Origin of the sequence: Rahnella sp. PD4 (assembly GCF_049199325.1) — a bacterium.
Taxonomy (GTDB): Bacteria; Pseudomonadota; Gammaproteobacteria; order Enterobacterales; family Enterobacteriaceae; genus Rahnella; species Rahnella perminowiae.
On the sequence record NZ_JBLZQF010000011.1, the window covers coordinates 13,541 to 29,155 of the forward strand.

Annotated in this window: 15 protein-coding genes; 9 read left to right on the forward strand and 6 right to left on the reverse strand. The window is 50.7% G+C overall.

All coding sequences use genetic code 11. From position 1 onward, the window contains the following. Positions 1-93: 93 nt before the first annotated feature. From rluE to ACOZIO_RS21280, 9 genes are all read left to right on the forward strand, one after another. Positions 94-720: a 23S rRNA pseudouridine(2457) synthase RluE gene (rluE, locus tag ACOZIO_RS21240; protein WP_129951801.1), complete on the forward strand. Its 627-nt coding sequence runs from the start codon at positions 94-96 to the stop codon at positions 718-720. Next, on the forward strand, positions 713-1,159 hold the full coding sequence (locus ACOZIO_RS21245; protein ID WP_129951802.1) for an NUDIX hydrolase: 447 nt from the start codon (positions 713-715) through the stop codon (positions 1,157-1,159). Before rluE ends, ACOZIO_RS21245 begins: the two co-directional genes overlap by 8 nt. Before the next feature lie 247 nt (positions 1,160-1,406). Continuing rightward, positions 1,407-2,516: a tRNA 2-thiouridine(34) synthase MnmA gene (gene mnmA / locus ACOZIO_RS21250; protein ID WP_129951803.1), complete on the forward strand. Its 1,110-nt coding sequence runs from the start codon at positions 1,407-1,409 to the stop codon at positions 2,514-2,516. A 192-nt stretch (positions 2,517-2,708) separates the two neighbouring features. Further along, positions 2,709-3,335, forward strand: coding sequence for a high frequency lysogenization protein HflD (gene hflD, locus ACOZIO_RS21255; RefSeq protein WP_015697908.1), 627 nt, complete (start codon positions 2,709-2,711; stop codon positions 3,333-3,335). 23 nt (positions 3,336-3,358) lie between these two features. After that, on the forward strand, positions 3,359-4,729 hold the full coding sequence (purB, locus tag ACOZIO_RS21260; RefSeq protein ID WP_217219664.1) for an adenylosuccinate lyase: 1,371 nt from the start codon (positions 3,359-3,361) through the stop codon (positions 4,727-4,729). Between the two features lie 206 nt (positions 4,730-4,935). Further along, positions 4,936-5,610, forward strand: coding sequence for a two-component system response regulator PhoP (gene phoP, locus ACOZIO_RS21265; protein ID WP_129951805.1), 675 nt, complete (start codon positions 4,936-4,938; stop codon positions 5,608-5,610). 26 nt (positions 5,611-5,636) lie between these two features. Next, entirely contained in the window at positions 5,637-7,094 is a 1,458-nt protein-coding gene (gene phoQ / locus ACOZIO_RS21270) for a two-component system sensor histidine kinase PhoQ (RefSeq protein ID WP_129951806.1), read from the forward strand. Between the two features lie 160 nt (positions 7,095-7,254). Next, positions 7,255-8,376 (forward strand): cupin domain-containing protein, encoded by a 1,122-nt coding sequence (locus ACOZIO_RS21275; protein WP_129951807.1) that lies wholly within the window; start codon positions 7,255-7,257, stop codon positions 8,374-8,376. A gap of 189 nt (positions 8,377-8,565) precedes the next feature. Further along, positions 8,566-9,279: a hypothetical protein gene (locus ACOZIO_RS21280; protein WP_129990507.1), complete on the forward strand. Its 714-nt coding sequence runs from the start codon at positions 8,566-8,568 to the stop codon at positions 9,277-9,279. A 335-nt stretch (positions 9,280-9,614) separates the two neighbouring features. Here ACOZIO_RS21280 and ACOZIO_RS21285 read toward each other — a convergent pair whose 3' ends face one another. The 6 genes from ACOZIO_RS21285 to lolC form a co-directional block, all read right to left on the reverse strand. After that, the gene (locus ACOZIO_RS21285; RefSeq protein ID WP_421595699.1) at positions 9,615-9,920 is read right to left on the reverse strand and encodes a hypothetical protein; all 306 of its coding nucleotides are present in this window, start codon (positions 9,918-9,920) and stop codon (positions 9,615-9,617) included. 199 nt (positions 9,921-10,119) lie between these two features. Further along, complete coding sequence (gene pepT, locus ACOZIO_RS21290) at positions 10,120-11,349, reverse strand: peptidase T (protein WP_129951811.1); 1,230 nt, start codon at positions 11,347-11,349, stop codon at positions 10,120-10,122. A 146-nt stretch (positions 11,350-11,495) separates the two neighbouring features. Next, positions 11,496-12,323: a Sir2 family NAD+-dependent deacetylase gene (cobB, locus tag ACOZIO_RS21295; protein WP_421595700.1), complete on the reverse strand. Its 828-nt coding sequence runs from the start codon at positions 12,321-12,323 to the stop codon at positions 11,496-11,498. A 48-nt stretch (positions 12,324-12,371) separates the two neighbouring features. Continuing rightward, on the reverse strand, positions 12,372-13,622 hold the full coding sequence (lolE, locus tag ACOZIO_RS21300) for a lipoprotein-releasing ABC transporter permease subunit LolE (protein ID WP_129951813.1): 1,251 nt from the start codon (positions 13,620-13,622) through the stop codon (positions 12,372-12,374). Continuing rightward, positions 13,622-14,326, reverse strand: a complete 705-nt coding sequence (lolD, locus tag ACOZIO_RS21305; RefSeq protein ID WP_129951814.1) for a lipoprotein-releasing ABC transporter ATP-binding protein LolD — start codon at positions 14,324-14,326, stop codon at positions 13,622-13,624. Before lolD ends, lolE begins: the two co-directional genes overlap by 1 nt. Then, entirely contained in the window at positions 14,319-15,521 is a 1,203-nt protein-coding gene (lolC, locus tag ACOZIO_RS21310) for a lipoprotein-releasing ABC transporter permease subunit LolC (RefSeq protein WP_129951815.1), read from the reverse strand. The genes lolD and lolC overlap by 8 nt, the downstream gene beginning before the upstream one ends. Positions 15,522-15,615 lie beyond the last annotated feature (94 nt).

The window sequence follows — 15,615 nt, forward strand, 5'->3', positions numbered from 1 at the left end:
AGATGCCGGTCGATATTACTCGAATATTTCTCGCTAGCCAATCCGAAACATTTTTCAAGTATAATGCGCTAATTCTCTCTAACTTCAATGCCTATGAACCCGCTATCTTTTAAAAATCACAACGTTAAACGTTTCAGCAAAAGGCCTGCCAAAGAACAATCTGCCTCAAAAGGGCCCAGAAAGGTGATTCTTTTCAATAAACCGTTCGATGTGTTGCCACAATTCACTGATGAGGCGGGTCGGGCAACACTTAAAGATTACATTTCATTAACAGAAGTTTATGCCGCAGGCCGTCTGGATCGGGACAGCGAAGGTTTACTGGTGCTGACCAACGATGGCAAACTGCAGGCTGCACTGACCCAACCGGGTAAACGCACCGGTAAGATTTACTTTGTCCAGGTCGAGGGCGAACCGGATGACACAGCAGTGAAAGCATTACGCGAAGGCATTACGCTTAAAGACGGGCCGACACTCCCCGCCGGGGCGGAAATTGTCGATCAACCAGCATGGCTGTGGGCACGTAATCCGCCGATCCGCGAGCGCAAATCTATTCCGACGACGTGGCTGAAAATCACGTTATACGAGGGAAGAAATCGTCAGGTGCGTCGCATGACGGCCCATATCGGTTTTCCGACGCTGCGTCTGATCCGCTATAGCATGGGCGAGTTTACCCTCGGCGATTTACAACCCGGCCAATGGAAGGAAATTCCACATGTTTAAACCGCACGTTACTGTCGCCTGCATCGTTCAGGCACAGGGAAAGTTTCTGGTTGTCGAGGAAACCATTCACGGCAAAGTCACCTGGAATCAGCCTGCCGGCCATCTTGAAGCCAATGAAACCTTAGTCAGCGCTGCAAAACGCGAACTGTACGAGGAAACCGGCATCCACGCCGAGCCGCAGTCTTTCCTGGGATTACATCAGTGGCAGGCACCGGACGGCACGCCTTTCCTGCGTTTCGCCTTTGTGATTGATTTACCTGAAATTAGGGAAACGGCACCGCAGGACGATGATATCGATCAGTGCCGCTGGGTTACTGCTGAAGAAATTATCGCGTCTGCGCAACTGCGCTCCCCGCTGGTGGCGGAAAGCATCCGCTGTTACCAGCAATCGCCACGTTATCCGCTGGAAATCCTCCATAATTTCAACCTGCCGGAATAACTCCCCTCGTCCGGTTGTTGTCACGCGCTTAATCAGCGGTGCAGCAACCGGCCCGACGTGATAAAATTTCGCGCTTCACGATTTCCCTCGTGGGAAACCGTTGGAAAGCAGTATCTCTCTGTTCGGGTTTCTGTGGTGTTCGGGTTTTTGTGATGTTTTAGTTGCGCGCGGCCTTCATCCTCGTGGGACAAGCATCCGAAAAACACCGTCAGTACCGGGCAATTAATTCATGTGTTTCGGGACTATTATGTCTGACAACAGCCAGAAAAAAGTGATCGTCGGGATGTCCGGCGGTGTCGATTCCTCTGTCTCTGCCTACCTTCTCCAACAGCAAGGTTATCAGGTCGAGGGCCTCTTCATGAAAAATTGGGAAGAGGATGACGACGAAGAGTATTGCACAGCAGCCACAGACCTTGCCGATGCGCAGGCCGTGTGCGACAAGCTTGGCATTGAATTGCACACTGTGAATTTCGCGGCGGAATATTGGGACAACGTGTTCGAATTATTCCTTGAAGAATACAAAGCCGGACGTACACCAAACCCGGATATTCTGTGCAATAAGGAAATAAAATTTAAAGCCTTCCTGGAATTTGCGGCTGAGGATCTGGGCGCCGATTACATCGCGACCGGTCACTATGTTCGCCGCCAGGATATTGACGGTGTCAGCCATTTGCTGCGCGGCGTTGATAGCAATAAGGATCAGAGTTATTTCCTCTACACGCTCGGTCATGAACAGGTCGCACAAAGTCTGTTCCCGGTCGGTGAGCTGGAAAAACCAGAAGTCCGCCGCATCGCCGAAGAACTGGATTTAATCACCGCAAAGAAAAAAGATTCTACGGGGATCTGCTTCATCGGTGAGCGTAAATTCCGTGATTTCCTCGGGCGCTATTTACCGGCGCAACCGGGGGTTATCAAAAGCGTTGACGGTCAGGTAATGGGACAACATCAGGGTCTGATGTACCACACGCTCGGTCAGCGTAAAGGTCTGGGCATCGGCGGGCAGAAAGACGGCAGCGAAGAGCCCTGGTACACCGTTGAGAAGGATGTCGAAAACAACATTCTTTACGTCGCACAAGGCCATGAGCATCCGCGCCTGATGAATGTTGGTCTGATTGCCCAACAGCTACACTGGGTGGACCGCAAAACGCTGACCGCCCCGCTCACCTGCACGGTGAAAACCCGTTACCGCCAGGAAGATATCCCGTGCACAGTCACGCCGCTCGGTGATGACCGCATCGAGGTGCGTTTCAATGCACCGGTTGCCGCTGTCACGCCGGGTCAGTCCGCAGTGTTTTACCTCGGTGACGTGTGTCTCGGCGGGGGCGTGATTGAACAGCGCCTGCCGCTTCAGGTCTGATATTTCACGATTATGTGATTGAATACGGGACGCTTTCAGGCGTCCCGCTTTATTTCTGCCCGACAGTGACGCTCCGCGCTGATTCCGAACTGTGTTTAGGGCCAGTTTTATGGCATGATCTGTCGCCATGAATTCGGACTATTTTCTTTGTCACCGCGTCTCATCGTTTCAAAAACGCTTACAGGAGTAAACGTGGCTAAAAATTATTATGACATTACGCTGGCTTTGGCGGGGATCTGTCAGGCAGCACGCCTGGTCCAGCAACTGGCGCATGAAGGTCATTGCTCACAGGAAGAAATGTCAGTTTCACTGCGCAGCCTGCTGGAGATGAACCCGGCATCTACGCTGGCGGTGTACGGTAATAATGAAGCCAATCTGAAGATGGGACTCGAGACATTACTGGGCGTGCTGAACGCCAACCGTCAGGGGCCTGGCGCTGAATTAACACGTTACGCATTAAGCCTGATGGTGCTTGAGCGCAAGCTCTACGCCAACAAAGCCGCCATGAATCAGCTCGGTGAACGTATCGATCAGCTCGATCGCCAGCTGGCACATTTCGAACTGGAATCTGAAACGATGATAAGCTCTCTGGCCTCGATTTATGTCGATGTGGTCAGCCCGGCCGGTCCCCGCATTCAGGTGACCGGTTCACCGGCCATTTTGCAAAATTCACAAGTGCAGGCAAAGGTCCGCGCCATTTTACTGGCCGGCATTCGCTCCGCGGTGCTGTGGCACCAGGTGGGCGGTGGTCGTCTGCAACTGATGTTTTCCCGTAATCGCTTGTTTGAACAGGCGAAGAATATTCTCGCTCATTGTTAATAAGATCCCAGGAGTTGCTACCGATGGAATTATCCTCACTGACCGCCGTTTCCCCCGTTGATGGACGCTACGGTGATAAAGTCAGCGCGCTGCGTACTATTTTCAGCGAATTTGGCCTGCTGAAATTCCGTGTGCAGGTTGAAGTACGTTGGCTGCAAAAACTGGCAGCCTGTGCAGAAATCAAGGAAGTTCCTGCTTTTGATGCCGACGCAAACGCTTTCCTCGACAAGATTGTGGCAGACTTCGATGTTAATGACGCACAACGCATTAAAGATATCGAAAAGACTACCAACCATGATGTGAAAGCGGTTGAATATTTCCTGAAAGAAAAGGTGGCAACGATCCCGGCCCTGCACGCGGTATCGGAATTCATTCACTTCGCCTGTACTTCTGAAGACATCAATAATCTGTCCCATGCGCTGATGTTGCAAACCGCCCGTCAGGATGTGGTGCTGCCCTACTGGAAGCAAATTATTGATGCCGTAAAAGACCTGGCACATAAATACCGCGACATTCCGCTGCTGTCCCGTACCCACGGCCAGCCAGCAACGCCATCGACCATTGGTAAAGAACTGGCTAACGTCGCCTACCGTATGAACCGTCAGTTTAAACAACTGCAAAATGTCGAAATCCTCGGCAAAATCAACGGTGCTGTCGGCAACTACAATGCCCACATCGTGGCTTACCCGGAAGTTAACTGGCATCAGTTTAGCGAAGAGTTCGTGACTTCTCTGGGGATTACCTGGAATCCGTACACTACTCAGATCGAGCCGCATGATTACATCGCCGAGCTGTTTGACTGCGTGGCACGTTTCAACACTATCCTGATCGACTTTGACCGCGATATCTGGGGTTACATTGCCCTGAACCACTTCAAACAACGTACCATCGCGGGTGAAATCGGTTCGTCCACGATGCCGCACAAAGTAAACCCGATCGACTTCGAAAACTCCGAAGGCAACCTCGGTCTGTCCAATGCTGTATTACAGCATCTGGCCAGCAAATTGCCTGTATCACGCTGGCAGCGTGATCTGACGGATTCCACGGTACTGCGCAACCTCGGTGTCGGTCTGGGCTATGCACTTATCGCTTATCAGGCGACCATGAAAGGCGTCAGCAAGCTGGAAGTAAACGAAGCAAATCTGGCAAACGAACTGGATCACAACTGGGAAGTGCTGGCTGAGCCAATCCAGACCGTGATGCGCCGTTATGGCATCGAAAAACCTTACGAGAAGCTGAAAGAACTGACACGCGGTAAACGTGTTGATGCCGCCGGCATGCAGGCATTTATCGATTCACTTGACTTACCGGAAGACGAGAAAGTACGTCTGAAAGCCATGACGCCGGGTAACTACATTGGTCGCGCCACCACCATGGTTGACGAACTGAAGTAAGTTTTTGAAGTGTTGTACCAGAGGCGGCCTGCGGGCCGCCTTTTTTAATCCCGTTCCTGCACAAAGCTGCTTATAATTCGTTTAGGTTTTGTTGATGTTCGGCACACCTGTGTTGACCTGAGGTTGATTAAAGTGTTTCTGAATCATTTACAATCGCATGCAGAATATTTAAACCATTTTTCGCGCTGTCAGGATAAGGAATTACCATGCGGATTTTAGTCATTGAAGATAATGCACTGTTACGTCATCACCTCTCCGTACAGTTGCGGGAAATGGGCCATCAGGTCGATGCGGCGGAAGATGCCAAAGAAGCAGACTATTTCCTGCATGAGCATGCGCCCGATATCGCCATTGTTGACCTTGGTTTACCAGGCGAAGACGGCCTGAGCCTGATCCGCCGCTGGCGCAGTCATCAGACCAATCTGCCGATTCTGGTCCTGACCGCCCGCGAAAGCTGGCAGGATAAAGTGGCAGTGCTGGAGGCCGGTGCGGATGATTACGTCACTAAGCCATTCCATCTGGAAGAGGTCCTGGCGCGTATGCAGGCGCTGATGCGCCGTAACAGCGGCCTCGCTTCTCAGGTGATCACGCTGCAACCTTTCCAGATTGATCTGTCACGTCGCGAACTGACCGTAAATGAACAGCCAATTAAACTGACCGCTTTCGAATACACGATTATTGAAACGTTGATCCGCAATGCAGGAAAAGTGGTCAGCAAGGATTCGCTGATGCTTCAGCTTTATCCGGATGCCGAGTTGCGTGAGAGTCATACTGTCGATGTTCTGATGGGCCGTCTGCGTAAAAAATTGCAGGCAGAACATCCGGTTGATGTGATAACGACCGTGCGCGGTCAGGGTTACCGTTTCGACATCAGGTCATAATCATCGACATATTCAAAGGACGCTTCATGAAAGGACGTCGTACCCGGAACCCCTTCTCCCTTCGCGTCCGCTTTATGATGGCAACCGCGGCGGTGGTGCTTACCCTGTCTCTGGCCTACGGGCTGGTGGCAGTGGTCGGTTATATGGTGAGTTTCGACAAAACCGCCTACCGTCTCCTGCGCGGCGAAAGTAACCTTTTCTTCAGCCTTGCGCAGTGGCGCGACGGCAAACTGACTATCAATGTTCCGCCTGATCTCGACCTTAACACGCCAACGCTGGTGTTTATTTACGACGACGAAGGGAAATTATTGTGGGCTGAGCGCCGCATCCCTGAACTCGAAGCGCATATTGATAAAGCATGGATGAACAAACCTGGCTTTTATGAGCTGGATACCGATACACAAATCAGCAGTGAAGTACTGGGGAATAACCCGAAAGCGCAGGATAAGCTGAAGGATTATGACGATACCGACGCCAACGCGATGACCCACTCCATTGCGGTCAATACCTACAATGCCACATCTCGTCTGCCGGCGCTGAACATCGTGGTGGTCGATACCATTCCGCAGGAACTGCAGCGCTCTGATCTGGTCTGGGAATGGTTCAGTTATGTATTACTGGCGAACCTGTTGCTGGTTGTGCCGCTGTTATGGCTGGCCGCTTACTGGAGCCTGCGGCCCATCAAAGAGCTGATTCATCAGGTCGCCGAACTGGAAACTCACGAGCGTGAGTCGCTTGATGAAAACCCGCCACGCGAACTGCGCGGTCTGGTGCGTAATCTGAATATTTTGCTGCATGGCGAACGCGGCCGTTATGATCGTTACCGCACCACGCTGGCGGACCTGACGCACAGCCTGAAAACACCGCTGGCCGTATTGCAGTCTACCCTGCGTGCACTGCGAAATGGTAAACAGATGACCATCGAAGATGCTGAGCCGGTCATGCTTGAGCAAATCAGCCGCATCTCGCAGCAGATTGGTTATTACCTGCATCGTGCGACATTGCGCTCTGAACAAAACCTGCTGATCCGTGAAGTTCACTCCGTCCCGGCGATCCTTGACGGATTATGTTCAGCACTGAATAAGGTTTATCAGCGTAAAGGGGTGGTGATCACAGTGGATATTTCACCGGAAATTACCTTTGTGGGCGAAAAAAATGACTTCATGGAAGTCATGGGCAACGTCATTGATAACGCCTGTAAGTACTGCCTTGAGTTTGTCGAAATCAGCGCCGTGCACACCGAAAATCAGCTGGTGATCCTGATTGAGGACGATGGCCCGGGCATTCCGGACAGCAAACGCGAAGTGATTTTCCAACGCGGGCAGCGTGCCGATACCTTGCGTCCGGGACAAGGTCTGGGGTTATCGCTCGCCAACGACATCATTGAACAGTACGACGGCAAAATTATCATCGGTGACAGCCCGCTTGGCGGCGCCAGCATGCACGTCTGTTTTGGTCTGCAACAAGGCATTGAACTGGAGTAACGTTCTCCCCCGACTACTTTGTCAGCAAATTTCGGCGCAATCTTATCCATTGTGCAAAATTTGCTGGCAATTGCCCCACTCAGCTGCAACACCTTCCGTTATAATCATTTACAGACTCCGCACTTCTTTATCACCCTCCATTTAATGCAAGGGAAATACTATGGATTACCAACTCGACCTAGACTGGAATGATTTCCTGCAGCGTTACTGGCAAAAGCGTCCGGTCGTATTAAAGCGCGGCTTTAAAAATTTCGTCGATCCGATTTCTCCGGACGAGCTGGCCGGTCTGGCAATGGAAAATGAAGTGGACAGCCGTCTGGTGAGCAATCAGGACGGTAAGTGGAATGTCAGCCACGGGCCCTTTGAGAGTTATGACCATCTGGGGGAAACAGGCTGGTCGGTGCTGGTGCAGGCTGTCGATCACTGGCATGAGCCCTCTTCTCATCTGATGACGCCATTCCGCCACATTCCTGACTGGCGCATGGATGATTTAATGATTTCCTTCTCGGTGCCTGGCGGTGGCGTAGGCCCCCATTTGGATCAGTACGACGTATTTATCATTCAGGGTACCGGCCGCCGTCGCTGGCGTGTAGGCGAAAAAGTCGCGATGAAACAACATTGCCCGCATCCTGATTTATTACAGGTTGAACCCTTCGATGCCATTATCGATGAAGAACTGGAACCCGGCGATATCGTTTATATTCCGCCGGGCTTCCCTCATGACGGCTATTCACTGGAAAACTCCCTCAATTATTCTGTGGGTTTTCGCGCACCAAACGCCCGTGAGATGGTCAGCGGTTTTGCCGATTATGTGCTTTCCCGTGAACTGGGCAGCCACCGTTACAGCGATCCGGAACTGGTTGAACGTGAGCATCCGGCTGAAGTACAGCCTGCCGAACTGAATAAACTGCGTTCCATGATGCTGGATTTGATTGGTAATCCGGCGCATTTCAATAACTGGTTCGGAGAATTTATTTCCCAGTCTCGTCATGAACTGGATCTGGCGCCACCGGAGCCTCCTTATCAGGCCGGGGAAATTTATGAACTGCTGGAGTCAGGTGAAACCCTGGAGCGTTTGGGGGGCCTGCGCGTCCTGCGCGTGGGGGATACCTGCTACGTTAACGGTGAAGCAATAACCACAGAACATATCGGTGCGGTAGATGCCATTGCACGCCATAAAACCGTAACGAAAGAAATGCTCGGCAATGCGCTGGACGACCCGTCCTTCCTCGCCCTGCTGTCTGCACTGGTCAACAGCGGTTACTGGTATTTTAACGATTGATATCAACGGACATTTATCATTAAGATACATACAGGGTACCCGGTATCCTGTATGTATTAATGAAGTTAACATTTCCATATTAATATAGTTTAACCGATGAATAAGGAGTTGGTAATAGTCACAGGTTACTTTTAATTTTATACTGCCTTTACAGACCCTCTATTCCCCTATAATGATGAAAGGCAAACCATGTTTTTTACAAAATTTTTCGAGAAAAATAAAGTTCATCCTATCCCATCACATTTTTCCGGAAATAAAATCACCACACACCCATTACAACACACTGATTGCAACCTGACGCTTAACATATCTCCTGAAATCACGCATAAACTCTTCAATACCATCAACGGAAACATTGCCAGGGATATAAGTAAGTTTGGAAAATCAGTAATGAACCCCAGTATGCTGGCTGATATTTCCCGTATGCATTATTATATTAATAATAAAAAAATATCGGTACCCGGCAATGAGATTAAATCAAAATTAAACTTCTCAGCTCAGATCCTTGAACCGCAAAACGAATGGATTCAGGAGCATATTGGTTCACTTTCCTCTTTCTTACATCAGGGCATTTTCCCGGATTTTTTTGGTGCCGTCGACGACTGGAAGGCCAGTGATAGCACTAAATGGAAAATCGCCATGGTTTCTCTGGACAGAAATAAAACCGATACACGTTTCTATATCTCCAGCAATGGCATGATCAGACTCATTGCTCAGGCAAATATTACAAATATCATTCTCAGAAATAACGATATTTTGATGGTGGATAAAAATCGCAGCATTTTTACCCTCCAACTTTCGTTCCGTGCGGTGAAGATGCCTGACAGATGTATCATCACCACACAAGGTAACGAGGCAGATGGAAGCCAGATGGTTTTACACGGAATTGAACGATTAAAATAATGCCTGGTCAGTTCATCTAAGCCGAAAAATGAATTTTAAAGGATTAAGGTTCAGTGACTTGGCATGCAAACTTATTTTTACAGCCATATTTTTATCTCTAAGATAATTACAAGCTATCCCTATGCGCTTAGGCGTACAGGGTAAAAACCCTCCCTGCATGTAGTCAAAGGCCTTTGCACGTAACGATGAACCGACCAGCCCTGCATTAATAACCCGACCAACTATATCGGCACAATTCTTCCCCACAGTACGAAATGAGGATCCCCCTTGTTTATGGCAAATGTCATACCAGGCCATTTTCATCATGTGCTCATTCAGATTCATTAATCCGTAAATCACATCGGGAGCCCGCCTTCAGCATAGGCATCAGATCGGTAAGTGGTTAAATCGGCATTTCCATGAGCGCTTATTCTGGAAGGAAATTTACCGAACAAGACTTTTTTAGCGTCTCCTGCCTCTGGCCACCAACTGACATAAAGGCTGGTTTCTAAAATATCACCAATAAACATTGACGCATGACCTGCACTCCCTGCATGCGGATACCAGATTAATACCCAGGCACTATATCGTGAGCTTGTTTCTGGTGTGAAGGTGCGTATTTTCACAAAATCTCGTAATTCTCTTATATCCGTTGCGTCCATTGCTTTAAATCCTTAAAAATAAAAAGCGTATCTTACAGGCATGGGATATGAGAAAAAAATACAAATTAGACATGCAATCTCAAAATATATTTAGATAATTTATATTTCGCCATAATGACAAGGAAACCAGAGGGGATAATCAAGAAAAGATAAACAGCCTTATATTGTTAAAATTTATAACTCAAAGGCTGACCTGAACTTATTGAGATTTATTCGCCGTCAGTTCCGCAATACGCATAATCACCGAGACGGCTTTTTCCATCCCTTCGAGCGTAACAAATTCATGTTTACCGTGGAAGTTATATCCGCCGGTAAAAATATTCGGACAAGGCAAACCGCGGAAAGAAAGTTGGGCGCCATCAGTGCCGCCGCGGATTGGCTTCATGACTGGCTCAATATCGCAATCTTTCATCGCCTGCTGCGCCAGCGCAATAATGTGCGGATGCCCGGCCACTTTGTCGCGCATATTGTAATAGTGATCGTCGAGCGTCACTTCAATATAGCAGTCGCGGTGCAGGCCTTTGCCGACCACATGTGCGATATCGATAATTTTTTGCTTACGGGCTTCGAACTGCGTCTTGTCAAAGTCACGGATGATGTAATGCATTTCTGCGCGTTCAACATTGCCCTTGATGGTCGTCAGGTGATAAAAACCCTCGTAACCTTCAGTATGTTCAGGTGTTTCTTCCACCGGCAGTTCGTTGTGAAAACGGGTTGCCAGTGATAATGCATTTACCATCACCCCTTTGGCGCTGCCCGGGTGTACGTTGTTGCCGACAATTTTAATAGTGGCCGAGGCCGCGTTAAAGTTTTCAAACTCCAGTTCGCCCACGCCACCACCATCGACGGTGTAAGCCCACTGCGCGCCAAAGGCCGAAATATCAAAACTCTGCGCACCTTTGCCGATTTCTTCATCCGGCGTAAAGGCAATGCGTACCGGCCCGTGGGGAATATTGCTGTTTTTCAGGCGGACCATCGCGGTAATAATTTCAGCAATACCGGATTTATCATCAGACCCCAGCAACGTTTTGCCATCCGTAGTAATAATCGTATGGCCGAGAAGCTGGTGTAATACCGGGAACATCACCGGCGATAATATTTCATCGCCATTACCCAGCGCGATATCTCCGCCACGGTAATTTTCTACAATCTGTGGATTGACATGTTTCGCTGTGAAATCAGGTGCGGTATCCAGATGGGAAATAAAACCGATTACCGGCACATTCCAGGCGACATTGCCCGGCAAGGTGGCCATTACACAACCTTTATCACTGAGCGTAACCTGCGAAAAACCCAGTTCAGTCAGCTCATTACGCAAGGCCTGGGCCAGCCTGAGTTGCCCTTCAGTACTGGGCGTGTGCTTAACATTGGGCTTAGACTGAGTATCGAAAGAAACATAATGAAGAAAACGATCAAGCAACTTATTCATTGGGATATCCTCTGGCGGCTGGGTTTTATTATGCGCAGCATGAAAACCCTGAATATTGCGTCAGGTCATTTTTCACCAAGTTTAACGAGATATGTCTTTGGGGCAGGCGCAATTTTTTGGCGGGAACAGTAAAAAAAGCCTGGTGTTCACCAGGCCTGGTCTTTCTTAGTCAGGAACTTATGGACAAATTCCGGGACGATCTGGCTCGCCAGTCCGTAGTGCTTCATATCAAATTCACTTTCAACCTGACTCGGCTCAAGATTCAGCTCAACAGCACAGGCCCCGCCAATGCGCGCCTCATGAACAAATCCGGCAGCCGGATAAACGTGGCCTGACGTACCGATAGCGACAAAGAAATCGGCCTTAGCCAGTGCATCGTAAATTTCGTCCATACCAAAAGGCATTTCCCCAAACCAGACAATGTGCGGGCGCAGCTGTGCCGGAAACTGACAGCAATGGCAGCGGTCATCCACAGTCAGGTCGCCTGGCCAGTCCAGCACCTGCCCTGACTGTGTACAACGCACTTTCAGTAATTCACCGTGCATGTGAATAACACGTGAACTGCCCGCGCGTTCGTGCAGGTTATCGATATTTTGTGTGACCAGCAGGAAGTTGTCGCCGAGTGCTTCTTCCAGCGTGGCCAGCGCGGAATGTGCGGCGTTAGGTTTGAGATCTTCAGCCTGCAACTGGCGGCGGCGCTCATTATAAAAACGCTGCACAAGTTCAGGATCACGGCGATAACCTTCCGGCGTCGCCACATCCTCGACACGGTGTTCTTCCCACAACCCGTCGGCAGCGCGGAAAGTACGAATGCCCGATTCGGCGGAAATCCCTGCGCCGGTCAGCACCACAACAAACGGTTTCTTCAGCGATGCAGCCGCCATCGAATCCCGGTGGAAGATATTTGACCGGAATCGCTGATGGCGAATACGCTTATTTTTGCGAAACCGACACAGACGATGACGTGTGCGCATGAAATGCTCCTTACTCTCTGTGTCTGATTAAAACTTCGTTTAAATAGATTACTGGCCGCCACTGAGTACGCGGGCAGGATCGATACGACTTGCACGGCGTGCCGGATACCAGCTTGCCAGCAGACTCAGTACCAGCGCAGTGAGCAGTACACCCGCCACATCCAGCCAGTGAACTTCAGAAGGCAGGAAGTCAATGAAGTAAATATCGCCCGACAGGAACTGATGACCGGTCAGTTTTTGCAACGCATTGACGATATTCGTCAGCTGGAAAGCTGCGATCACGCCGATCACCACCCCCGCCACGCTGCCCACCAGGCCTGCCAGTAAACCGTACCAGATGAAGACCGCGCGGATAAGGCCGTCTTTTGCACCCAAAGTGCGTAAAATTGCGATATCACTGCTTTTATCTTTTACTGCCATCACCAGCGTCGAGACGATATTAAAACAGGCAACGCCAATCACCAGCACCATCGCCATATACATGATAGCGCGCACCATCTGGATGTCCCGGTACATATAGCCATACGTCCCGATCCAGCTGCTGATATAAACGTAAGCCTGCGTCACTTTCCCGGCATCATGCACCAGTTTCTGGGCGGCAAAGACATCGTTCACTTTGATATCAATACCGGTCACGCTGCTGCCCATATCCTGATATTGCTGGGCATCGGCCAGAGGCACCATGCCAAGGCTGTGATCAAGTTGTCCGCTGAGCTGCAAAATACCAGCTACCTGCAGGCGAATACGTTTTGGCTGTAACAGCTTCATCTCCGGGTCGCTGTTCGGGATCATCACCGTCACCCAGTCGCCCTGTTTCACGCCCACGGCATCCGCCACGCCTTTGCCAAGGATCAGCTGCTGCTGACCGGCTTTAAAACTCTGCCAGGCATTATTCTGCACAAATTTCGGCGCAGCACTGACGCGCGGTTCACTCTGTGGGTCAACGCCTTTCAGCTGAATGGCACGCAGTTTGGCTCCGTGCTCAATCAGGCCGTTGAACTGGATATAGGGCGCTGCCGCCACTATTCCCGGCACTTTCTCCACACGATCCAGCACATCCTGCCAGTTGTTGAACGGCTGATTGACCGGGCGGATCTCGCCGTGCGGCACGACCGCCAGGACACGTTCTTTCAGTTCACGTTCAAAACCATTCATGGCACTGAGGCCGACGATCAGCACTGCCACACCCAGCGCAATGCCTAAGGTTGAAATCACCGAAATCAGCGACACCATGCCGCTGCGACGGCGGCCACGGCTAAACCGCAGACCAATCAATAATGAAAACGGAATGCCTGACATTACTTCGCTCCCAGCAACATCGAATCCTGTTGCAGCTTGCCGTCACGCATTTCCAGCTGACGCGTCAGGCGGTTTGCAAGTTGCAGATCATGCGTCACCACCAGAAATGCTGTTCCCTGACGCATATTCAGTTCGCCGAGCAGTTCGAAAATGCTGTCGGCATTACGCTGATCAAGGTTACCGGTGGGTTCATCGGCCAACACCAGCGACGGATTATTTACCAGTGCACGGGCAATCGCCACGCGCTGGCGTTCACCGCCGGAAAGCTCGGAAGGACGGTGATTGCTGCGATGTTGCAAACCCACCGCTTCGAGCATCGCCATCGCCCGCTCCTGAACTTCTGCGGGTTTCTTTTTGCCGATCAGCAGTGGCATCGCCACGTTTTCCAGCGCGGTGAAATCCGGCAGCAAATGGTGGAACTGATAGATGAAGCCCAGTTCACGGTTGCGCAATTCTGATTTCGCCGATGAAGACATGCCGTTCAGCGACTGACCTTTGAAAATCACTTCACCGGACGTCGGGGAATCCAGCCCGCCCAGCAAATGCAGTAACGTACTTTTGCCGGAACCGGACGTCCCGACAATCGCCATCATCTCACCTGGCTGCATGGCAAAACTTACGTCACGCAGCACATCGGTGTGCATTTTGCCTTCCTGATAAGTCTTACAGAGGTTTTCACACTGCAATAATAAAGAATTACTCATAACGTAAAGCCTCTGCGGGATGGGTGGCAGCAGCGCGCCAGGAAGGATAAAGCGTAGATAATAAGGCGATGACCATCGCGACGAGCGCAATGACCACTACCTGAACCGGTTCGATATCGACCGGCAGCGATGCGCCATCAAGCATCAGCCCGATAGCGGGCATAATCGTATTCAGCTGAGTGGCAAGCACCACACCCAGCACGGCCCCAAGCAATGCGCCAATCACACCTGCACTGGCACCCTGCACCATAAACAGCGCCATAATCTGGCGGCGGCTTAAGCCCTGCGTTTGCAAAATGGCCACTTCGGCTTGTTTCTCCATCACCAGCAGTCCCAGTGACGTAATAATGTTAAACGCAGCGACGGCGACGATCAGGCTCAGCAGTAGCCCCATCATATTTTTCTCCATGCGCACCGCCTGGAACAATTCGCCGCGACGTTCCCGCCAGTCTTTCCAGCTGGCACCGTCAGGCAGTTTTTGCGTACTCAGACTGTCGACATCCAGTGGTTTGTCGAGGAACAAACGCCAGCCGGTCACGTTACCTTTCGGGTACAACATCAGCCGGGAGGCATCCTGAATATTGACCAGCATCTGGTAACCATCCACTTCGCTGTTGGCGGAGAAGGTGCCGATAACATTGAACAAGCGCTGGCTCGGGACGCGACCGACCGGTGTAAACTGGCTGACGCTGGTGACCATCAGACGTAACTGATCGCCGCGACGCACTTTTAACTGCTGCGCCAGTTGATCGCCAAGAATCACGTTGTATTTACCGGGTTGAAGTTCCTGCTGGGCAACCCCAATTAAGTATTTTGCCAGCGGATCTTTCTGGTCAGGATCCACACCGAGCATTACCCCCACCGCGACGCTGCCGGGACTTTGCAGCACGACATCACCGGTGGTCAGTGGCACAGCGCTATTAACGCTTTTCAGCGCCGAGACTTGTTCATGCGTGATTTTTTGAGGGTCGAGAGACCCTCCCGGCGTGGTGATTAACGCCTGTGGCATCAGACCCAGAATGTTACCTTCCAGATCTTTCTCAAAACCGTTCATCACTGACAGCACGGTCACTAACGCCATCACCCCGAGGGTAATGCCAATAGTGGATAACCAGGAGACAAACCGCCCGAAGCGGTCCGAAGCACGTCCGCGCATGTAGCGCAGACCGATAAATAACGCGACAGGTTGATACATAACATCCGTTTTAAATGCTTGGCCGCAAATAAGTGCGTGGCGCAGACTAAAGTGATCAAGGATAATAAAGGCTAGCACCGCTTTATGGAACCAT